Genomic DNA, 24,731 nt, shown 5'->3' with positions numbered 1-24,731 from the left:
TGTAGTTTTCTTTTTTGTAACCTTTCAGGCCGATAACTCGCTTGCTATCTGCCTTGTATAGATAAAATTATATAGAAAAGTCACAGTCCTTTCAGCTGCTGATTCTCATTCATTATAGAAATCTTGATATTCTGATTATTTCCCCTTTTTTCAGGTTAAGAAATAATTTTCCGTTCTCTGTTTTATAATTCTTTGTTCCTGATATACCCATTTTATCATCAGCAAGTTTAAAAACAAATGTATTTGCTGTCCGGGCAATGAAATCAACATCCGTAACTTTTCCATTTTTCCATGCAAAAGAAACTTCCCCTCCCCCTCTCACTTTCAAACCTTTCACACTACCGTCTTTCCAGGCATCCGGAACGGAAGGCAACAGCTCAATATATCCGGCATGGCTCTGTACCAGCATCTCGGCTATACCCGCGCAACCTCCAAAATTGCCATCTATCTGCATTGGCGGATGTGCACTGAAAAGGTTTGGATATGTACCATGCCCTTTACCCGCGGGTTTCAGCAGATCACCAATCAGCTTATAAGTTCGATCACCATCTTTGAGCCGCGCCCAGAAGTTTATTTTCCATGCCATCGACCAGCCGGTAGACTCGTCCCCACGGCGTTCAAGTGTTTTTTTAGCGGCTTCCATCAATTCCGGTGTTTTTTCGTATGTCAGTTCATAACCGGGATGCAAGCCATAGAGTTGCGATACATGGCGGTGATGTATTTCAGCCTCTTCATAGTCCTCGAGCCACTCCATTATCTGCCCGTATTTACCAATAGTAGTAGGCGCCAGTCTTTGTTTTTTGGTTTCTATGGTTCTTATCCATTGCTCGTCTGTATTCAGAATTTTCGCGGCTTCGGATACATTCGTAAACAATTCCCGCACAATCTGATTATCCATTGTAGAACCTGCACAAACGCTTAAGACATCACCTGATTCTGTTATATAAGTATTTTCAGGAGAAGTGGTAGGTGCTGTTACCAGATAGCCGTTATTCGGGTCTTCAACCAACATATTTTCGAAAAATAGAGCCGCGCCTTTCATTGTAGGATATACAGATTTCAGATATTCCACATCCTGCGAATAGAGGTAATGCTCCCACAAATGCTGGCACATCCAGGCACCCGAAGTATTGGTCGCCCCCCAGGACGGACTCTCTCCCGGAGAAGTGAAGCCCCAGACATTACCCAGTATATGAGTTACCCATCCATCGCTGTTATAATATACTTTCGCCGTTTTATGCCCGGGTTCTGTTAATGATTTTACATATTCGATAGTGGGAAGATGTAATTCGGAGAGATTACAAACTTCGGCAGGCCAAAGATTCATTTGCAGATTTATATTCAGGTGATAATCTCCATTCCAGGGCGTATGTATTTGCGGTGCCCATAGTCCTTGCAAATTTGGAGGCAGTCCTCCTTCACGTGTAGATGAGATAAGCAGATAGCGGCCATATTGCATGTATAAGGCGGCCAAATCATAATCGCTACGGTCGTTTACAAAAGCCTCTAATCTCTTGTTGATAGGTAAATCTGAATTTTTATTTTTGCCTAATGTAAGGTCTACACGGTTAAACAGGTTTTGATATTTTTCGATATGTTTTTGTTTCCGGGTTTTATAGTCACCTTTTAATTTATTTAATAAATAGCCTGCAAGTTTTTCGTGTTCTACTCCATTGTAGTTGGTTGCCAGAGAAATGAAAAGAGTTACCTCATCTGCATTTTTAATTTCTATATCCCTGGCATTGGTAAAGAGTTGCCCTCCCTTATGCTCTGCTTTTACCATTCCCAGATATTTCATACCCTCTTTGCCTTCGCCTGCCGGCAATTGGCCAAATATGTAAAGAACCGGACCACTCGCATATGTCTCATAATTTTCGTCACGGTCGAGAGATATACACATATTCAGAGCTTTTGATTTGTCGGCAGTATATCTGGCTATTCCAATATCATCCGTAAAGGAGGTAAAATATTCCCTTGTATATTTAATCCCCCCTTTTGTATAAGTAACATCCGATAAGGCATTATTCATATCCAGCGTCCGTCTGTAATCCGAAACTGCGGCAGATGCATCCGGATAAGTAATATCTATATAGAGATTACCAAAATTTTCAAATTTACCATAATCTGCGCCACTCCCTCCTTCACCTTTACATGTAAAGGTTTTGTACATTAACTCCTGCGCCTCACGGTTTTTCTTTTCGAAAAGGAGTTTTCTTATTTCACCCAGATGTTTATAAGCATCCGGATTATCGGCATCCTGTTTATTTCCAGCCCAAAGAGATATTTCGTTCAATACGATACGTTCCTTGTCTACTCCTCCCCAAGGCATCATCCCTATACGCCCATTACCCAACGGAATAGACTCCTCCCATGCAGAAGCCGGCTCGTTGAAATAATATTGCCATTTATTTTGCGAAAGAAGAGTGATGCAGGAACAGAAAATACAGGCTAAAGCCAATAATACTTTTTTCATGGGATCAGTGTTTTTACAATATCACAAATGTATTGTTTTATTGTATCTTATCCCATTCCCAATGTTTCTATTATAGGAATACCTTCATTTCCCGAAGGGGGCAAAATGTCTCCTAAAAGGGGGTAAAATGTTTACAAGGTTATTTAAATCACTTGGATTCATTCTTCTTATACTCATTAGGTGTTACCCCAAACTCCTCCTTAAAATATTTACGGAAATACTTCGGATCATTGAATCCCACCTGGAAAGCAATCTCATTCACAAACATCTGGCTCTTTTCGAGCAAATCGGCCGCCCGTTTCAAGCGGATGAAACGAATAAATTCGGACGGAGTTTTGTCTGTCAGAGCAAGAGTCTTCTTATAGAAATACACACGGCTCATACCCATCTCCTTACACAAATCCTCGACCAGGAAATCGGCATTCCCTATATTCTGTTCCACTATGGCTATCGCCTTTTGTACGAATTTCTCATCCATTGAGGTTATCTCAATATCACTCGGCGCTACATCAATTTTTTTCCTGAAACTACTTTGCAACTTCTTTTGCTTCTCTATTATCTTGGCTATTTTCAGTGTCAGCATATCTATATTGAAAGGCTTGGCGATATAGTCGTCAGCTCCGGCTTCTATACCCGAATAACGATTCTCTTCCGATGACTTGGCCGTAAGCAATATAATAGGAATATGGGATGTGCGTATATCCCCCTTTACCTGCCTGCAAAATTCGTAACCATCCATCTTCGGCATCATTACATCGCATAGTATAATCTCGGGGAGCTGATCGAGTACGATACGCAGGCCTTCTTCACCATCATTGGCCGTAACTATATTGTAGTTATCAATGAACAAACTGGTTATAAACTCACAAAAATCTTCATTATCATCTACAATCAGCAATAATGGTAAATTCGCCCTCTGAACAGATTTAGTTTCATTTTTACCTTTTTCCGCATCTCCGGAATCACCCGAATGTATAACATCCTGACTGCTCAGTTCTTTATAAGTAGAATTGTTGATAGGCAACAAGACTGTAAAAACAGAGCCTTTATCCACTGTACTTTCCACTTCTATTTCTCCTCCGTGCAATTTCACATATTCACTCACCAGATGTAGACCGACACCTGTTCCCGACGGGGTATTTTTATCGGCTTTTTCAATTCTGAAAAAACGGTCGAATATTTTATCAAGGTATTCCGATTCCATTCCAACCCCTGTATCTGAAACCCTTATTGTCAACTGTTTTGCAGTAGAGGATTCATTACTTTGCATCAATTCGGATACGCCTATACTGACATCTATATGTCCTTCTTCTGTATATTTAAAAGCATTGGAAATGAGGTTAGTAATTATCTTATTCATCTTTTCTTTGTCAAATTCCATTTGTAATTCCTGCAAATAAGTTGTGAAAGTCAATTTTATAGACTTCTCTGCTGCAAGGGAAGAAAAAGACTGGCAAATATCTTTTGTGAATTCAATAATATTACCACGCGATATATTGAGGTTCATTTTATTCAGGTCGAACTTTCTGAAATCGAGAATTTCATTTACCATCTCGAGTAAATTCTGTGCATTTTTGTGCATAATGTTCATTGTGGCTTTTTGCTCATCCGATGCAGGAGATTTCATCAGTTTCTCCAGTGGGGTGAGAATGAGTGTCAACGGGGTTTTAAACTCATGGCTTATATTGGTAAAGAATTTGAATTTAAGTTCATCCACCTCATGTATTTTATTGGCTTCGAGAATCTTCTGTGCCTGCTCATACTCTTCCCTCTGCTTATTCAGCTTATATTTAAGGAAAAAGCGAATTATAGCTGCTGCCGCAATAATGTATATGATATACGCCCACCACGACAGCCAGAATGGAGGCTGTACCTCTATCTTCAATACAATGGGTTCTGCAGACCATACATTGTCATCATTGCTCGCGTATACTATAAGTTTATAAGTCCCTGCATTCAGGTTGGAATATGAGGCTGCTCCTATACCGTTTGTTATTTCTGTCCACTTATTATCAAGCCCCTCGAGCATGTATTTATATTTATTTTTTTCGGGATGAATAAAATTAAGCGCTGAAAACAGGATTGTAAAATTCGTTTCACCGTAGTGCAGGGTTATCTCATTAATATCAGTGATCGACTTTTCAATAATCACCCGTCCGGCATATTTTACATTGGGCCTTATCACCTGATTGGTAATCAATAAATCCGTAAAGCGGGCTTTAGGTACATTCTTGTTAAAAACGATTTCCCTGGGGTTAAAAGCGACATAACCATTGGTACTCCCTATATATATGATACCGTCTTTGTCCTTAAATATGGCATTACGATTACAAACAGAACTAGGCAAGCCATCCTTCACATCAAAATAAGTAATTGTAGACTTGAATCTCTGACCAGAAAAATCACGATATATACATGCTAATCCATTGCGTGTACCAGCCCAGACATTTCCGTCATTGTCCTCTATAAGCGATACCACTTCATCACTAGGCAAACCGTCACTCGCCATTATATAATAGAATTGATGCCTGTGGGGGTCATAAATATTAATACCTTTATCGGTAGCTATCCAAACCAAACCTTTTGAATCGACAAACTGATAATTGATTGTAATATTGGTCAGGGAGTCCAACAGCTTGCTTTCAGGAAAATATGCGGTAATCTCTTTCTTATCTTTGTCGATAAAATTAAGCCCTCTGTCAGTACTCAGATAAATATTCTTCAAGGGATCAGTAAACATGGACAGAACATAGTCTGAAAGCATCTTACTGTTCCTTAAATTATGATGCGTGAAAGTAAGGCGATCAGCGTCAAGTTTATCAGTTCCACCACCTAAAGTAGCTATCCATAGATTATTTTCATCATCTTCGGCTAACCCAAATACACTTTTACTGGACAATGAATTAGGATTATCTTCGTCCACCTGGTATCTCTTAAATTCTCTACCGTTATAGGCGTTCAATCCTCCGAGAAATGTACCTATCCAAAGAATCTGAGCATGATCTTCGAACACTGAAGTAATTATATCAGACGATATGCTACCGGCATCATTGGGATTATAGCGAAATGTTTGTATAGTTCCTGTCTCATCGTTGTATTTTACAAGTCCCCGGCCGTTTGTACCTATCCATAAATCCCCATTTTTATTCTTATACAGACTGTTGCAATCGAAGGTTTCGGCATTCTTGTTAAAAGTATAGAACAAAGGAGACTTCTTAAATTTGAATAAGTTAGGATGATAGTATGATATTCCGTTTTTGTACGTCCCCACCCACACAGTACCATCTGCTTCACAAAAAATGCTTATTATAGAATTCTGGCTTATGGAGTTGTTATTGTATATATCATTCTTTACTACTGTTATATCCTTTTTCTTCTTATCATAAATATTAACCCCTCCATGATCCGTACCTATCCATATAGAACCGCCGGCATCCTGTCCTACACATCTGATAAAACTGCTCGATAGGGCGACCTTACTTTTTGTATCAAGCAGTGTCCATTGCTTTTCTTTCAGGCTGAAATAAGCTACACCCCTGTCATCTATACTGGGATATATCCACAGATCGTTGTCAGAATCTATATAGATGGATTTCAGTATTGTAGAGTTCTGATAATTCTCTTTGAAGAATGTATTACGGATATCCACTTTACCTGTTTGTATATTCAGTCGTTCTACAAGCCCGTTACTGTGGAGTACCCAGATGTAACTTCCTTTAATTTTAATGTCTGCTATTCCCGATTGATCCAGAGCATTAATATCTGATGATTGCGGAAAAGCCGTCACCTCCTGCGTAGCAATATCATATTTGAAAATTCCTCTATCAGGATAAACAATATAAAAATCTTTCTTATCGTCTATTTCAATTATAGAAGGCCCTGCCTCCAGCCCCATTCTATGTAATAAAGAATCAACATTATTGATAAACGATTCTGTTTTCCAATTATAAACGATATAGGTACTTTCTTTAAGCCACAGATTGCCGTCGATATCTTCCTGTATATCTATAATCCTATCGTATAACGGGGTATTCGCATCATTTTTAATATTTGTATATACTTTAAAATTTACACCATCATACCTGTTCAGCCCCATATTGGTGCCAAACCACATAAATCCGCGGCTATCCCTGAATAAAGATTCGACCTGGTTATTTGATAAGCCATTTGTATTGTTGAGGTGCGAAAACTCGAATTGTTGAGCGTAGATAGTATATACAGATATAAAACAAATAAGTATAGAAAATAATATAGATTTCTTCATGAATAATTAAGATCAGGTAGGTTCTTCTCTTACAAATTTATATAAAATTATATGACACAATGTACTGTGTTACCATTTAAATACCACTTTGGAAACATTTAACCCCCTACATATCTTTTTAGACACTTTCTTTAAGAACATTTAAGAAAATCGGTTTTAGACACTTATCCTAACTTTGTTTACAAGAAATCTAAACATAAAATAATTACCATGAAAAAAATTCAACTCGTACTTGCGAGCCTTTTGTCAGTGTTTTTACTCACCAGCTGCCAGAGCGGACCTTACAAGAAAACAAGCGATGGGGTAATAGTAACATTAAAGACGGAAAACACTAACTCTACAAAACATGTCAGGTTACAAATTATCAATGATGATATCATTCGGGTATCGGCAACACCGGCTAATAATTTCCCGGAAAATAAGAGCCTTATTACAATCTATGATAAAACAAAAACCGAAGGTTGGGATGTTTCGGAACAGGATGGAAATGTCATCTTGAAAACGGCAACTACCATTGCGTCCGTATCACTGGCGACAGGTGAAGTATCATTCTCCGACATAAATGGCAATTTAATCCTTTCTGAGAATAAAGGTGGAGGTAAAATATTCTCCGGTATAGAAATGGAAGGTAAAAAAGCCTATACCATGCAGCAGATATTTGAATCGCCTGCCGATGAAGCATTCTACGGACTTGGACAACATCAGGCTGATGAATACAATTATAAAGGAAAAAATGAAGTTCTTTTCCAATATAATACAAAGGTGTCGGTGCCTTTTGTTTTATCAAGCAAAAATTACGGTATACTGTGGGATAATTATTCTCTTACCAAGTTTGGCGACCCACGCGACTATGCAGATTTAGACCAGTTTAAGTTATATGATAAAACAGGGAAAGAAGGCGGGCTTACAGCCACATATATGGTAAACGGGGATACCAAACAAGTATTTACTGAAAGGAGCGAATCGCAAATAGATTATGAAAATCTGGAAACAGTGAAGAAATTCCCTCAGGACTTCCCTTTCTATAACTCCCGTATCACATGGGAAGGCGAAATAGAAGCCAAAGAAGCAGGCAAATACCATTTTATACTCTATTATGCAGGTTATACCACTATATATATGGACGATGAAGTAATCGTACCCGAAAGGTGGCGTACAGCATGGAATCCTAATAGTTACAAATTCACAGTGGATATGAAAGCAGGTGAAAAACGCAAATTGAAACTGGACTGGAAACCTGATGGCGGTATATCGTATATAGGACTGAAAGCATTAAGCCCAAGACCGGAGGAAGAACAGAGCAAATTATCCCTATGGTCGGAAATGGGCGATCAGATAGATTATTATTTCATCCGCGGAAACGATGCTGATGATGTTATAAAAGGATACCGCACCATTACAGGCAAGTCGCAGGTGATGCCTAAGTGGGCGATGGGATTCTGGCAGAGCCGCGAACGTTATAAAACTTCAGACGAGTTACTGACTGCTATAAACGAATACCGCAAAAGAAACATACCACTGGATAATATTGTATTGGACTGGTCTTACTGGCCGCAAGATGCATGGGGTAGCCACGATTTTGATCCGGAACGCTTCCCTGACCCTAAAGGCATGATAGACAGCGTACATGCTATGGATGCACGCATTATGATATCGGTATGGCCTAAGTTCTATTATACGACAGATAATTATAAGGCTTTCGACGAAAAAGGATGGATGTTTAACCGTGCAGTAAAAGACAGTATCCGCGACTGGATAGGCTCAGGTTATATTGCCGGATTTTATGATGCCTATAGCGAAGGTGCACGTAAAATGTTCTGGGATCAGATGAACGAGAAACTATATTCGAAAGGTATCGATGCCTGGTGGATGGATGCTTCCGAACCGGATATTCTGTCCAATGCAAGCATGCAATACCGTAAAGACCTGATGACACCTACTGCATTGGGCTCATCGACTGAATATTTCAATGCATACGCACTGGCAAATGCAATGGCCATATACGACGGTCAGCGTTCAGTAAAACCGAACGACCGTGTATTCCTTCTTACCCGTTCAGGATTTGCAGGCACACAACGTTATTCTACTGCAACATGGAGCGGCGACATAGGTACACGCTGGGAAGATATGAAAGCTCAGATATCAGCAGGACTTAATTTTGCCATGTCGGGTATCCCGTACTGGACAATGGATATAGGCGGATTCTGTGTTGAGAAACGTTACGAAGTGGCAAAAGAAGGTTCCGAAGACCTCAAAGAATGGAGAGAACTGAATACCCGTTGGTTCCAGTTCGGTGCATTCTGCCCGTTGTTCCGCAGCCATGGACAGTTCCCTACCCGCGAAATATACAACCTCGCACCGGAAAGCCATCCTGCATACAAGAGTATGGTTTACTATACTAAACTCCGTTATCAAATGATGCCATATATCTATTCATTGGCGGGAATGACATACTTCAACGACTACACAATCATGCGGGCTTTGGTTATGGATTTTGGCAAAGATATTAAGACCCATAATATAAGCGACCAGTATATGTTTGGACCCGATATAATGGTATGTCCGGTATATACATATAAAGCGACATCACGTAATGCATACTTTCCGGCTAATACTAATTGGTACGACTTCGAATCAAACAAGTATATCGCAGGAGGACAAACCCTGAATGTTTCCGCTCCATACGAACGCATCCCTCTATATATAAAAGAAGGGGCTATTCTACCGATGGGTAAAGATATACAAACCACCAAGGAAATACAGAAAGATCTTACCCTGAAAGTTTATACGGGAGCAAACGGTGAATTTACTTTATATGAAGATGAAGGCGTAAATTATAACTATGAAAAAGACGCATACTCGACCATCAAATTCACATACGACGAAGCGTCCAAAACACTTTCTATAGGTGATACAAAAGGTGAATATGAAGGTATGCCTAAGGAAAGGATATTCCGTGTGGAATGGATTACTAAAGATGGTAAAAAATCTGTTTCGGAAGTGAAATATACAGGAAAAGCAAATGAAATAAAAATGGCACAATAAATATTCTGATATGAGAAACAAAACAATATTCAATGTTTACTAAACCACTAATACAATGAATCTAAGAATGACAACCTCTCCTAAAAACGCAAGTCTCCTTAACTTGCAGAGAATATGCCTGATACTAATTATCAGCTTATTCTCAGTAACCGGAATTTATGCTCAATCGGCGCATGAAATAACCGGAACGGTCACATCTCTTGGCGAACCCCTTGCCGGGGCTTCGGTAATCGAGGCAGGGACTACAAACGGTACAATGACCGATTTGGATGGTAAGTTTTCCCTTACCGTTAAAGATAACGCGAAGATTGAAATATCTTTCATCGGGTTCAAACCCAAAACAGTCACAGTTGGTACTGAAACAGTATTTAATATCGAACTGGAAGAAGAAATCAACTTACTGAACGAAGTAGTGGCCATCGGCTATGGTGTACAGAAAAAGAAATTGAACACCGGAGCCACCATACAGGTAAAAGGCGACGAACTGGCAAAAATGAATACGACAAATGCACTTCAGGCGTTACAGGGAAAAACCCCGGGTGTACAGATCACCTCCACATCGGGACAACCCGGTGAAAGCCTGAAAGTACGTATCCGCGGATTGGGAACTGTTGCCGATGCATCACCGCTATTTGTTGTTGACGGGATATTAACTAACGACATTACTTACCTGAACAACAGCGACATAGAGTCTATCGATGTACTTAAAGATGCCGCTTCGGCTGCTATCTACGGTTCACAGGCTGCAAACGGTGTTGTACTGATAACAACCAAGACCGGTAAAACCGGAGCAAAAGCACAAATCACTTTCGATGCATATTATGGTGTTCAGCAAGCTGCCAGAAAAGCGAAGCTACTCAACTCTCAACAGTATGCAACTATTATGAATGAAGCGGCTATAAACTCAGGTAAAAGCGCATATTTTACCAATGATGAAATAGCCAATATGGGAACAGGTACCAACTGGATAGATGAAATGTTGGTAGATGATGCCATCACCCAAAATTATTCACTTGGAGCATCAGGCGGTTCGGCGGCATCTGTCTGGTCGATGTCACTGTCTTATACCGGACAGGAAGGTATAGTAGGTGGAAAAGACCTGTCTAACTATGAACGTTATAACTTTCGCGTCAATACAGAACACAATCTGTATGATAATAAGGTAAGACTAGGCCAGCATCTCACATTCTCTTACAGCAAGAAAAATGGTATACAGGTAGGTAACCAATACAACAATACACTAAGAGCAGCCTTCAATACCAGCCCGTTCGTACCGATGTATGACGAAGACGGAAATTTCTGGAACAACAGTAATTCCGACTGGTATAATGGTGAAGCTAATCCTTATGCACAGATGGTATACAACAACCAAAACAAAAGCAATACTCAGAAACTCGTAGGGGATGTATACCTTGAACTGGAACCTATCAAAAATCTGAAATTCAGGACAACATTGGGTATCGATTATTTTGCTTCCGAAAGCAATTCATACAAACCCATTTACAGACTGTCTTTATATGCTTTCAACGATCACACAGTAGCCACTCAATCTATGAATAAAGGCCGGACTTACAATTGGGATAACTTATTAAGCTATAATTTCAAACTGAATGAAGACCATGACTTCGGAGCCATGTTAGGTTCATCGATGAGTCAATATTCGGGTACATGGCTAAACGGCAGCAATGTGGATCTGATCTTCAACAGTCTGAACCATGCCTATTTGTCAAATGCGACCAATACATTAAGCAATCTGTTGAGCCTTGGAGGTAACAAAGATGCTGACATCAAAAAACTTTCATATTTTGGACGTTTGAATTACAACTATAAAGAGACTTATCTGATAAACGCCACATTTCGCGCCGATGGTTCATCAAACTTTGCCAGTGGCAATCGTTTCGGATACTTTCCGTCTATCTCCACAGGCTGGATTATGAGTAATGAGTCATTCATGGAACCAGCCAAAAACTGGATGGACTATTTTAAACTAAGAGCCAGCTGGGGACAGGTAGGTAATCAGAATGTATCGGCATTCCAATATCTGGCTATGATCAATCAGCAGAATGTAAACTATATTTTCGGTAATACTGAGGGGGTACTTACCCCGGGTGCTAATCCTGACAATCTCTCCAATCCTGATCTGAGTTGGGAAACTTCAGAGCAATTCAATGTCGGATTCGATGCACGTTTTATTAGCGGGAAAATGAATGTAAACTTCGACTGGTACAATAAAAAGACCAAAGACTGGATCATCAGCGTTCCTGTATTAGCAACCGCAGGTGTAAGCTCTAAGTATATAAACGGAGGAGATGTTACCAACAAAGGTGTGGAATTGGGTGTATCATTCAGCGACAACATCGGTGGATTGGAATATACAATCGGAGCCAATGGTGCTTATAACAAAAATACTGTAGGCCAGATTCCTACCGAAGGCGGAATTATTAATGGTCTTACAAATATGCTTTATGACAATGCTACCGAATTCTATCGCGCACAAAACGGTGAGCCGATCGGATTCTTCTGGGGATACAAAACAGCCGGAATTTTCCAAAATGAAGCCGACGTACAAAACTATAAGTCGAACGGTAAAGTTCTTCAACCCGATGCTCAGCCCGGAGACGTAAAGTATGTCGATGTTAACGGTGACGGCGTTATCGACACCAACGATAAAGGAAATGTAGGAGATCCGAATCCTGATTTTACATTCGGGTTCAATATCAATCTTGCCTATAAGAATTTCGATTTCGCCCTTAATGCAAGTGGAATGGCAGGAAACGATATCGTACAATCATACAGGAATATAGCAAATCGTTTCTCTAACTATACAACATCTGTATTCGACCGCTGGCATGGTGAAGGTACATCCAACTCAATGCCTCGTGTAACAGAAGATGGGAAGAACTGGTCGAATTTCTCCGACCTGTATGTACACGACGGCAGTTTCCTTAGAATAAGCAATATTACATTAGGATATGATTTTGCCAAACTGATAAAATCGAAATATATCAGTTCCCTGAGGCTCTACGGACAAATACAAAACTTGTATACATTTACCCATTATGATGGCATGGATCCGGAAATTGGATATGGCGTAGACAGCTTCTCATCGGGTATCGACCTTGGATATTACCCTCGTCCCCGTACTTATTTGTTTGGTGTAAATGTTAAATTCTAAAACCGGAAAACAATGAAAAAAGTAAAAATATATTTATTAGCCGGAATCGCCATTCTATTTAATGCTTGTGGCGATGGCTTCCTCGATGTAGAACCGAACAAACAAACAGAGGAAAACTTCTATAAAACAACCGATGACGCATGGAAAGCCTTAGTTGGCTGTTATGATGGATTGCAAACTGTATGGGCCGACGGGGTCAGCTTCCCTGTTGCTTCAGAAGTGTTTTCTGACAATGCATTCGGTGGGACAGGCTCTTCTGATGATTTGAAATACCAGATGCTGGACGAATTCGACAAGTCTCGTTCGCCATCTACAGCCCAAGTATTCGATGCCAACTGGAAAGCATACTACGCCGCCATGTTGAGATGCAATATGCTCATCAGCAAAGAAGATCAGATAGAATGGGGCAGCAACGAAACATTGAGAAAGACATATATGTCCGAAGCCCGTTTCATCCGCGCATATCTTTATTTCGATATGGTGCGCCTTTGGGGGAATATTCCTTTACTCACAACACCTACTACCGACAACATACCGCAGGCTGCTGCCGATGATGTGTACCAACTGATAGCGGAAGACCTGACGTATGCCTGCGAAAATATGCCTGCAAAACCGTGGAGTGCATCTGATGTTGCCACCAATGGAGGGCGTGTAACCAAATATGCTGCCGAAGCGTTGATGGCAAGAGTATTCCTGTATTATACAGGCTATTATGGAAAAACAGATTTGGCTGGTGTTCAACAATCGACTGTACTTGCATATCTTGAAGACGTTATTGCAAACGGAAATTATGGATTGGTTGAAAACTTTGCCAACTTGTGGCCGGTATCTTCAGTTGTAAAAAATGAAGAAGAAGATAACGTAAATGGTAAAATCAATTATGTAGGAGAAGATAACAAAGAAACTGTTTTTGCTATCAAATATACATGGACAAGCGACTATAATGGCAATACCGATGGTAACCACTGGATGATAATGACCGGAATCCGCTCATTCGACGTCTATCCTTATGCACAAGGCTGGGGCGCATGCCCTGTAGACCCAAAACTCTGGAGTGCATTCAAATCGGGCGATACACGTCAGGCGGTTTCGATAGCTTCTATCAAAGACGAAGGACTGAAACTTTCAGCAAAACAAATACAAGATCAACGTGAATACACCGGCTACTATATAAAGAAATATATGCCGATGTCGATGTACAATGATAAAGGAGAACTGCAAGATGCTTCTATCATAAATGGTGCTGTTAATAACATGCTAGGGCAGTATCAGGACTATGTATCCATCCGTTATGCCGATGTGCTCCTTATGGCAGCCGAACTAGGCAGTCCGAATGCCCAGAATTATATGGATATGATTATGGAGCGTGCATTTGGCGATTCTTTTACACAGGTATATGCAACAAAAGCAAATATACTGGAACAACGCCGTCTGGAATTTGTGGGCGAAGGTATCCGTTACTGGGACCTACTTCGTCAAGGCATTGACGTAGCAGCCCAAACAATAGCAACTACAACCGAAGTACAAAACGGAGGAGTAAAAACGACCAAGAGTATCGCTGCCGATAAAATCAGAACCACTAAGGGATTACAACAAATACCACAGAGTGAAATAGACCTGTCGAATGGTGTACTGGTACAAAATGCAGGATGGTAATAAGGTCACAGACCTACTCATTACCTTGTTAATACATAAAAAATAATAAGTATATTATGAAAAATAATCTGAAACTATTATATACATTGTTGGGACTGGTATTCTTATTTGCAGACTGTACTCCTGACAAATACGAGATGGGTGCAAGCATCTCGAAGGATGAGCTGAAATACTCAATCCTACAAAATCCCGAAGATCCGAATATGATTATCATGGAAAGCCTTAATCCGGGATTTACCCCGACATGGGCTACCCCATACGGACAGTCGATACGGGTAAAGGATACCCTATACATTGCTTTTCCGGGAACATACACATTTCAATATGGAGTACTGAGTGGTGGAGGTATCGTAGAGGCTGACGCTATGAATATTACTATTACGACCACCAACCTCAGTTATGTGGACGACCCACTGTGGACAGCACTTTGCGGAGGTGTGGATAATGAGAAAACATGGATACTGGATACAGGGAAATATGGTTTAGCTTCGGGCCCTATGGGATATGCCGATCCATCTGCTACTCAGGAATATGAAAACTTCACTCCAAACTGGGAACCGGGCGATGTGGGACAAACGGCTGAAGATTTAGCCGCAACAATGACTTTCAGTCTCAAAGGCGGGCCATACATCACTACAGTGAAACCTAACGAATCGGGTGGAAACGAAAGTGGCACCTACTTCCTGAATGCATCTACCCATACCCTGACAACATCTAATGCATCAGTCATCCGCGTGGCATCATTCATCGATAATGCATCTAACTGGACTTCAAACATTAAGATACTTCGCCTGAATGAAAACCAGATGAGACTGGCTATTATGCGTACAAACTCTGAAGGTCCGTGGTATTATATTTTCAACTATGTATCCAAAACATATGCCGATAATTATGTTCCGGAAGATGTTCCTGATCCTAATTTCAATTTTGGTGACCAATCGGAGATACTATCTGTTACATCTTCTAAAACATGGGTTGTGGATACAAACACACCTTTCAACTGGTCTGACCTTAACGGCAACCTGATGAACGATTGGAACAGCATCGAAGATTATCCTGACTGGACAGGTTACAATGCTGCTGCGGCGGCCAACATTGCCGGATGTGCCATCACATTTACAAAAGACGGGAAGGTAACAATCAGGGAGAATAACGGAACAGAAACAGAAGGTACATATACCAACAAGCAAAGTACAAATACCATTACCTTCAAAGATGCAATACCAAATTTCCCTGTTGCAGGCTGGGTTAATATTTCTACTACTGCTGCCAACCAATGGAAGATAGTGAAAATAGAACATGACGTGATGGGTAGTGTAAGCGGTATCTGGTTTGGTAACAGAGATGCCAGCGAACCTCAGTATATGGTATATCACTTTATAGTAGGTAATACTGGTAATGAAGTAGATGTGAACAAGGCTATGAAAAAAGCACTGTGTGGCACTGCTTCAAAAACATTTAAGATAGATACAAACTGGCCTGTAGACTGGACAAACCTGAAAGGAGAGAACGGATGGACTGTTGCAGGTACTCAGGACGGATGGTATTGGGATGCTGCGACAATTGCTTCTGCACAAAACGCCTCAATAACATTTACACAAAACACTGATGGCAGCGTGACTTTCTCCAAAACGCAGGGTGGTATCACAACTACCTCACCATGTGTACTGGATGCCGAAAAAATGACAGTAACCATATCAGATACAGGTCTGCCTGCCTTCGAAGGAGCCGGCTCATGGCTACCTGTAACAGGCCCTACATACAAATGGGTAAGAGGAACCTTCACCAATGTAGATACTGATGGATTCTGGCTTGGTGTTGTTTCAGGAGATGATCAATATACTATTTATCATTATATTCTAAAATAACAGTCATGGCTATCCCGGGATATTTATTTTAGATATTCCGGGATAACCGTCTTTTTCAATTAAACATAAAACGAAATTTCTGACAACATGAGAATATTCAAATATACATTAACCCTACTATGCTTACTGCTACCCTTCTGGGCCTGCGGCGACGATGATGATCCGATAACGGAGCCATCCATAGAGGCTTCCATTTCGGCAACACCTACCACCTTTCCTTTCGAGGCTGATGGTGGCACTTCCAAAATGGAGATAACATCGAATACAACCTGGCGGATAGATTTCCCCTCCGATTCGTGGGTAAAACCTTCGATTCAAACGGCCAAAGGGAACGCCTCAGTAACAATAACCGCAGACCCGAATGATTTGGAGGAATCTCGTTCCGCTACATTTACCCTATCTGCCACAGGTGCGGAAAACATCACCATTACACTAACACAGGCTGCAAAAACACCTGATCCTGTAATACCGGATTATATCGACCCCGATAAAACGGGTATGGACAGCGATGCTCCCGCATTGGCTACAAAAATGAAAATAGGTTGGAATCTGGGGAACTCGCTTGAGGCAACCGATGGTACTTCTGCCGGAGAAACATCTTGGGGAAATGCCAAAACATCGAAAAAGCTGATAGACGGAGTGAAGGCAGCGGGGTTCAATACCGTGCGTATACCGTGTGCATGGAATGCCTATCTTGAGGATCAAACTACATATAAAATAAAAGATTCGTGGCTGGCACGTGTTAAGGAAGTAGTAGACTACTGCGTGGACAACGATATGTACGCCATCATCAATATACACTGGGACGGCGGATGGCTCGAAGAAAATCCGACATACGACAAACAGGAGGAAGTGAACAAGAAACAGAAAGCATTATGGAAACAAATAGCAATCTATTTCCGCGACTATGACGAACACTTATTGTTTGCAGGCACCAATGAAGTACATAAAGACTACGGCACCCCTACTGCCGAAAATATTGAAGTACAGCTTTCTTATAATCAATCCTTTATAGATGCAGTACGTGCCACAGGCGGACGAAATGCCTGGCGTAATCTGATTGTACAGGCATACAACACAAATATAGACCTGGCTGTAAGTTCCCTGAAAATGTCGACAGATGCCACAGCAAACCGTATGATGGCTGAGGTACATTACTACGACCCTTACGAATTCTGTCTGCAAGAAAATAATTCAGTATTCTTGTGGGGAAAAGATTTCACTGGTGCAGGTACAGCTTCATGGGGACAGGAAGACTGGGCCGATACTCAGTTTGCCAGAATGAAAACAAATTTCGTAGACAAAGGCTTTCCTGTAATATTAGGTGAATATGCAGCTTCGCTAAGAACATCTCTTCCGGCAGCAGATTATGCCAATCACATAAAAGCACGCAATTATTATTTGAATTATATAACAAAAGCAGCACTAAAAAACGGAATGGTACCAGTTTATTGGGACAATGGTGTAACCGGAGATAAAGCTTCAGGCCTCTTCGACAGGGCTACCGGGGAACAAGTGCATGCCGATGCTATCAGTGCTATTATAGATGCAGGAAATTAAATACATTTTAGGTTTTTAGGGCAAAGGTTTTTAGGGCTTTTTTGAATTCACAGAGTTCACAAAAGGTAAAGGCCGGAATATGGTCCGGCCTTTATTCTCTCTACTCCCGATTGTCGGGATTGAATTATACGCATTATGAAAAGATATTACATACTCCTTCTTATAAGTACAATCTTACTTTCATGTACTACACAGGATAAAGTGAGGGATACTGCCGATTTTACAGACAACTGGAAGTTCTGTCTGGGAGACGATTCCCTGGCATACAATATCCAATATGACGACTCAAAGTGGAGAACATTAAATCTCCCTCACGACTGGAGTATAGAAGCTGATTTTTCTTCGGACAACCCGGCAACTCCCGGTGGCGGCGCTTTGCCCGGAGGTATAGGATGGTACAGAAAAGAATTTACTGTCGGTAAATCAAAAGAAGACAAGAACTTTTATATCGACTTCGACGGTATCTACTGGAACAGCAAAGTATGGATAAACGGCCACTTTCTAGGTGAACGGCCTAATGGATATATATCGTTCCGTTACGACCTCACTCCATACATCAAACCCGAAGAAAAGAATGTGATTGCCGTGCGGGTAGATAATTCCCAACAGCCTAACTCACGTTGGTATTCGGGTTCGGGCATATACCGTAATGTATGGCTGGTAACAGTTAATCCTGTACATGTTGATCATTGGGGTACTTATGTTACAACACCTGTAGTTTCTGAGCAAAAAGCTGAAATAAAAATTATCTCCAATATCCGCAACACAGAGTCAACATCACAAAATGCAGATATCTATTCTATACTGGTTGATGCCAAAGGAAGAGAAATTACCCAAACAAATGGGAAGCTGAAAATAGATGCACAGGCCAATGGTGAAATAGAACAGTCCATTAGCATTGAGAAACCTGTGCTCTGGTCTGTAGAAAATCCATATTTATATAAAATCATCACACAGATAAAACAAAATGACAAAATTGTAGATGAATACGAAACTCCTCTAGGAATACGCTATTTTTCATTCGACGCGGAGAAAGGCTTCTTTCTGAATGGAAAGTCGGTTAAGATAAAAGGTGTATGTAATCATCACGATCTTGGCTGTCTGGGAGCGGCAGTAAATACTCGTGCGATAGAACGGCAACTGGAGATGCTGAAAGAAATGGGGTGTAATGGTATTCGTACCGCGCACAATCCCCCCGCCCCCGAGTTACTTGACCTATGCGACAAAATGGGATTTATTGTAATGGACGAAACGTTTGATATGTGGCGAAAGAAAAAATCGCCCTACGATTATTCTCAATACTTTCCCGAATGGCATGAAAAAGATTTGACCGATCTTATTCTTCGAGATAGAAATCACCCTTCTATATTCATGTGGTGTATAGGTAACGAGGTGCTGGAGCAATGGTCCCATATCGATGCGGATACATTGGATCTGCAGCAAGCAAATATGGTACTAAACTTCGCAAACACATTAGACAAGAAAAATGTAAAGCCGAAAGAATTACATATAAACTCATTATTGACTGTTAAGTTAGCCGATATAGTAAGGAAAATTGACCCTACCCGACCGATAATTACCGGTAACAATGAAACTGAACCGTCGAACCATATTTTTCGTTCAGGGGCAATGGATATAATCGGATTCAATTACCATGAATACAATTGGATTGATTTTCATGAGAAGTTTCCTAACCAAAGTTTAATTATTACAGAATCAACTTCGGCTCTGATGTCACGCGGTTACTATCAAATGCCATCCGACAGCATGAGCATTTGGCCCGAACGATGGGATAAGCCATTCGACAGGCCTGTACACCACTGCTCGTCATACGACAATTGCCATGTACCATGGGGTACAACACACGAAGACACATGGCGGCTGGTGAAAAAGTATGATCATATATCGGGTGTATATTTATGGACAGGATTCGATTATCTGGGCGAACCGACTCCTTTCTGGTGGCCCTCCCGTAGCTCTTATTTCGGCATTATGGATCTGGCGGGTTTCCCGAAGGATATATACTATATGTACCAGAGCGAGTGGACAGATAAGGATGTGTTGCATATATTTCCGCACTGGAACTGGCAGGAAGGACAGGATATAGATGTATGGGCATACTACAACAATGCAGATGAAGTAGAACTGTTCCTGAATGGTAAATCATTGGGCAAAAAGTCAAAAACGGACGACCAATTTCATGTGTTCTGGCGAGTACCATACAAAAAGGGCACACTCAAAGCCATCTCCTATAAAAATGGCCGAGAAGTTATGACAAAAGAAGTCAAAACAACAGGAGAAGCAGTCAGCATCAGACTCACTGCCGACAGGCAAACAATCAAGGCCGATGGCAAAGACCTGTCATTTGTAACAGTCGAAATTCTGGATGCAGAAGGGAATGCAATACCTGTAGCTGATAACCTGATAGACTTCAGCATTGAGGGCAATGGATTTATAGCCGGAACGGATAATGGAGACCCAACAGATTCTAATTCTCTGAAAAAGCCTTCGCGTAAATTATTCAACGGCAAAGCACTCGTTGTTGTCCAATCAAACAAGAATAGTGGAAAGATAATATTGAAGGCTAAGTCAGATGGATTTGAGGACGTATCTATCGAGATAAAAACATCTAAATAAACACGGTAAATTGAAAAAATAGATATCCTGTTTATCTACAGAAATAAACATCTGTAAATAAACAGGGATAATCTTTATATAAAATATGGTGAAACTACGTTCGCCAAAACCATTTTATCTTAGTAAAGAACATTGTCACCAGCACCGCTATAGCTGTCAGTATTACCCCTTGCAAGAATCCCAACCACGCATTGTGCTGAAAAAAATCGAAGACGGAATATATACTAGTCAGGCTCAGCAATGGCACAGTGAACAAGCCTGTAGCCACATAGGCTATCATCGGATTCTGCCCCGACATGACGAGAAAACTTGTACTATGACGGCATTTACAATAATCACAGATAACATGGAATGCTATCATCGCCATAAAGGCCAGCCCCGAAGTAAGGAAATAGTAGCTGTATGTAGAAGGATCTTTCTTTATCCCATCCTGATAGGCTTCGAAAAACAGTCCTAACAGTACGAGATAACTGCCTGTCGTAAACAGGTTCTTCCATAGCTGCTCATTCACTGTCGCGTTTTTTCTCAGAATGAAATAGCCATAAGCAATCAGCGCGGCATTTATGAATAGGTTTACCAATAGCCAACGATTATATAAACAACACAGATTGACTATAATAAGTATTACAGAAATAAACAAAATCTGATACGATACATTCTGTTCCTTTACATCCGGCTTCTGCTCTATCCGCTTTCTTGCATTCATCCACTCCATCAGATATTCTCCGGCAATACTGCCCGGCAATACGATGAACAGATATTTCAGATATTCGAATTTGTACATCCATGCCAGAGGTGTAAAATTATATATCTCGCTGACAAAACTACCTTCCGCATCCTTTCCCAGAAAAACAGCCATTATGAAAGGCAATACAGCTATGCGCCACACTTTACTTTTTATCGTAAAAATGTAGATCAGCGAACCGAATAAAGCCATATTGGCCAGAATAAGAATGATGATATTACTAAAATGCGGGTCAAACTTGCGCCCATCGGCATAATCTACCGTCAACAATAATACAAGGGCAATGCCATAAGCTGACAGTTTGATTGCCGTATGCGCCCAAGCGGGCATCTTTAACGGTATCCGCATAAACATAGGGAACAGAAGAACGAAACACAGCAGGGACAGCCCCCAAGCCCTTGCATCCTCCGGATTACTCAATACATAAGGATAGAAATGCCGGATAAAGATGGCAAAGAATGTCAATTGGATACTTCTTTTCAGTGCATCGTAAATAAGCTTCAATTTAGACTCCCCTCTCTCCAGTCTCTTCCTGATAGAAAAAGGAAATGCTGAACCCATAGCAAACAAGAAAAAGGGGAAGACTAAATCGACCCATGTTATTCCCGGTGCTGCGGGGTTAAAAACATGGGTGGGAGGAGGTACCTGTGCATGATACATCCATCCGGGCAGGACGCCGTAGACTACGGCTCCCGACAAAACCATTGTCACAATGGCGTATCCTCTAAGTGCATCCAGTGCACATGACCTGTCATCCATCCTTCAGGAATTTATTTTATTATGCCACCGTTATGCATACCTGTTTCAACTTCTTTCCACATATTTTTATTGATAGTGTCCGTCAAATCCGATTTCTTTACTGAAAGGATTGAGCAACCTGTCCAGTATCACCGCCAGTCCGCGTTTTGTAACCGGTTTGGTCGAATATACTTTCCCATCGGTTTTGCTTTGTCCCGTAATCCGGTAAATATATTTAACGGCTGCATCTTCGGTAAGCAGTTTATTATCATCTATAATTTCCGATTCAGGATCGAAAGAATTGAGCCCTTTTGTAAATTCAGCAACTGTGATTGTTGTATCCGGATAGAACCATGTACGGTTTGCCCAACCAAATGGCTCACCTGTTGTTTTTAATATCCCGGTCGCGCTGACTTTCTGTATCACTTCAAAGTCGGGGTCGGACGGCAGAATGTCGTATAAAGGCATAATGTATGCCTTTCTCTCCAGCAAGACAGATTGAACATCCCTTACTGATACCCCGCGTGGCTGTTTATCCTCTTTTACTGATAATGCCGCCAGAATTCCGGCAGCCTGCCCGGTAAGCAGAACTACAGGTTGCAGGCGGGTAGACCCATTGATGAGATTCGATACTGAAATAGCTTTATCCGACACTATCAGGCCGTCTACAGTTTCAGGAATAAGAGACCCCAGCGGAACATTAAAAGACGGAACGGGATCAAAGCCTATTTTAGGAGCCTCTGGATTTTTCCCATGATGATGATCGACCGGATAATTACCTACCGATATGCCTGTCCTGTATAAAAACTCCTTTTGGCCGTATGGATTTTCAACATGGTTGAAAGTCAGGAAAGACAATCCTTTAAGTCTGCGCCCTTCCCTATGATATGGTTTATATGCTAATTTGTCCGGTGTGTCAAATTCATCATCTGCTAATCCCAGATGTTTGAACCCTAACTCATTCTGTATATAATATATAAAACAGAGCGTATGTTCTTTCGCTTTTTGGAGTTCTTTTTCCTGTTCTTTGCGAGGCAGTTCTATTACGTTAAGATAAATATCGTTACCGGATTTAGGCCAGTTGATCATATACTTGTTATTCGGCATTTTTCCATAATCGAGCATCCGCCGGCAGTCGATTTGTATCGAATCGACAGTTTCTTTGCAGCAACCATGAAAAATTTCCGGATTATAACCCTGAGGCTTAGGGATTGTTTTATCTGCTCCTTCTCCGTAATCTTTCAGTATGGCAACCCAGGTCAGATCCTGTACGATACCGTTTGATTGTTCAGGAGCGCCCTTTTCTCCGGTTTCATTCTTTGAATCCATTCCCAACCTGTAACCGGCTTTTGCCATTTTCAGGCTTTCGCCGATATCAGTGGCATCTACTGTGATTTTAGCATGAACAATTAATTTCTCGTTCTTATCGTTGCAGAAAACAGCGCCAGTGACCGTATTCCCTTCTTTCAGTATATCATCAAGAAAATAACCATGAAGTACCGTCAAATCTTTTTCGGCCACAGCCATCGATTTGAAAATACTGTCACCTACATGGGGCTCGAATAACGTACTGCTCACCCAGCCTGTCCATACACCGCCAATACCTCCATATCTGTTGCGAAGTTTTTCCCTGAACTCATTCCATATACCCGAGTGTAAATTGTGGTTCCCGTCGCAGGCTCCAACACCCTGAGCTGTAAACATACCCCCGAGCCACGGGCTTTCTTCTACTATAAGTGTTTTAACACCTTCTCTGGCAGAAGATATCCCTGCAGACGTGCCACTGGTGGTACCACCGATAACCAGAACATCAGTAGTGATTTCCTTCGTGCTTTGTATATTTTTACACGATATCAGGGAAACTGAAAATATCAGGGTAAAAAATAAAATAAGTGATGTTTTATTCATTGATGTATGGTTTTAGCAATGTAGCCCAAATCAAGTATCCTTTTTCATTCAGATGAATGCCATCAGCAGTGTAGCCGGCATTGAGATGTCCGTCGTCTAATAAACCTGAATGAATATCAATGTATTTTAGCCGGTGCTTTTTTGCTATTTCTTTAATAAGTTCATTAAATTCTTTTATTGTACCGTTCTTATCTTTTAAGAATACACTACCGGGATTTACAATATCGTTGACTGGCAATAAGCTTTCAAGATATATACGGCAACGGGGTTGCTCCCTCGATATTAAATTTATAATTGTATCGTACCGGATTTCAAATTCCTCTTTCGTTATATTATGAAACAGAATATCATTAATTCCGGCTGTAATAAACATTTTAGAGGGCTTGTTTTTTAATATATCGGGTAACCGGTCAATCATACCGCATAAAATATCGCCACCGATTCCTCTGTTCAATATCTTCTTTCCGGGAAAATATTCCCACCACAAACCTCGCTCGGTAAGGCTGTTTCCAAGCATTACAATTGCTCCGTTTACTTTTGGGATGCTTTCCTGTTGTGCCCGCTTGTTGTCATAATAATCATTTCTGAAATCAGGCTTTTGCTGTGCAAAAGTATTTACTGCAACCAAGTACAAGATTATATATACAAAATATTTCATAATT

At 40.9% G+C, this 24,731-nt stretch carries 11 protein-coding genes; 6 read left to right on the top strand and 5 right to left on the bottom strand.

From position 1 onward, the window contains the following. Positions 1-112 precede the first annotated feature (112 nt). Positions 113-2,473: a glycoside hydrolase family 95 protein gene (locus HMPREF9455_RS01540; protein WP_006797804.1), complete on the bottom strand. Its 2,361-nt coding sequence runs from the start codon at positions 2,471-2,473 to the stop codon at positions 113-115. 148 nt (positions 2,474-2,621) lie between these two features. Further along, a complete protein-coding gene (locus tag HMPREF9455_RS01535) occupies positions 2,622-6,737 on the bottom strand; it encodes a hybrid sensor histidine kinase/response regulator (RefSeq protein WP_006797803.1) in 4,116 nt (1,371 codons plus the stop codon). Positions 6,738-6,947: 210 nt separating this feature from the next. On the opposite strand from HMPREF9455_RS01535, the gene HMPREF9455_RS01530 reads away from it, so the two are divergent. The 6 genes from HMPREF9455_RS01530 (at position 6,948) to HMPREF9455_RS01505 (ending at position 20,678) form a co-directional block, all read left to right on the top strand. Continuing rightward, complete coding sequence (locus HMPREF9455_RS01530; protein WP_006797802.1) at positions 6,948-9,782, top strand: TIM-barrel domain-containing protein; 2,835 nt, start codon at positions 6,948-6,950, stop codon at positions 9,780-9,782. Between the two features lie 55 nt (positions 9,783-9,837). Next, positions 9,838-12,957, top strand: coding sequence for a SusC/RagA family TonB-linked outer membrane protein (locus HMPREF9455_RS01525; RefSeq protein ID WP_006797801.1), 3,120 nt, complete (start codon positions 9,838-9,840; stop codon positions 12,955-12,957). A 12-nt stretch (positions 12,958-12,969) separates the two neighbouring features. Then, entirely contained in the window at positions 12,970-14,613 is a 1,644-nt protein-coding gene (locus HMPREF9455_RS01520; RefSeq protein ID WP_006797800.1) for a RagB/SusD family nutrient uptake outer membrane protein, read from the top strand. A 56-nt stretch (positions 14,614-14,669) separates the two neighbouring features. After that, entirely contained in the window at positions 14,670-16,481 is a 1,812-nt protein-coding gene (locus HMPREF9455_RS01515; RefSeq protein WP_006797799.1) for a hypothetical protein, read from the top strand. 87 nt (positions 16,482-16,568) lie between these two features. Next, a complete protein-coding gene (locus tag HMPREF9455_RS01510) occupies positions 16,569-18,041 on the top strand; it encodes a cellulase family glycosylhydrolase (protein ID WP_006797798.1) in 1,473 nt (490 codons plus the stop codon). A 135-nt stretch (positions 18,042-18,176) separates the two neighbouring features. Then, on the top strand, positions 18,177-20,678 hold the full coding sequence (locus tag HMPREF9455_RS01505) for a glycoside hydrolase family 2 TIM barrel-domain containing protein (RefSeq protein ID WP_006797797.1): 2,502 nt from the start codon (positions 18,177-18,179) through the stop codon (positions 20,676-20,678). Between the two features lie 94 nt (positions 20,679-20,772). On the opposite strand, the gene HMPREF9455_RS01500 is transcribed toward HMPREF9455_RS01505, so the two are convergent. The 3 genes from HMPREF9455_RS01500 to HMPREF9455_RS01490 form a co-directional block, all read right to left on the bottom strand. Then, on the bottom strand, positions 20,773-22,182 hold the full coding sequence (locus HMPREF9455_RS01500; RefSeq protein ID WP_006797796.1) for a DUF5009 domain-containing protein: 1,410 nt from the start codon (positions 22,180-22,182) through the stop codon (positions 20,773-20,775). A gap of 66 nt (positions 22,183-22,248) precedes the next feature. Beyond that, positions 22,249-24,069 (bottom strand): FAD-dependent oxidoreductase, encoded by a 1,821-nt coding sequence (locus HMPREF9455_RS01495; protein WP_006797795.1) that lies wholly within the window; start codon positions 24,067-24,069, stop codon positions 22,249-22,251. Beyond that, complete coding sequence (locus HMPREF9455_RS01490; protein ID WP_006797794.1) at positions 24,062-24,727, bottom strand: GDSL-type esterase/lipase family protein; 666 nt, start codon at positions 24,725-24,727, stop codon at positions 24,062-24,064. Before HMPREF9455_RS01490 ends, HMPREF9455_RS01495 begins: the two co-directional genes overlap by 8 nt. Positions 24,728-24,731: the final 4 nt, after the last annotated feature.

It is taken from the genome of Dysgonomonas gadei ATCC BAA-286 (assembly GCF_000213555.1).
In the GTDB taxonomy this organism is placed as follows: Bacteria; Bacteroidota; Bacteroidia; order Bacteroidales; family Dysgonomonadaceae; genus Dysgonomonas; species Dysgonomonas gadei.
This window is presented reverse-complemented; position numbering and strand designations above follow the sequence as displayed.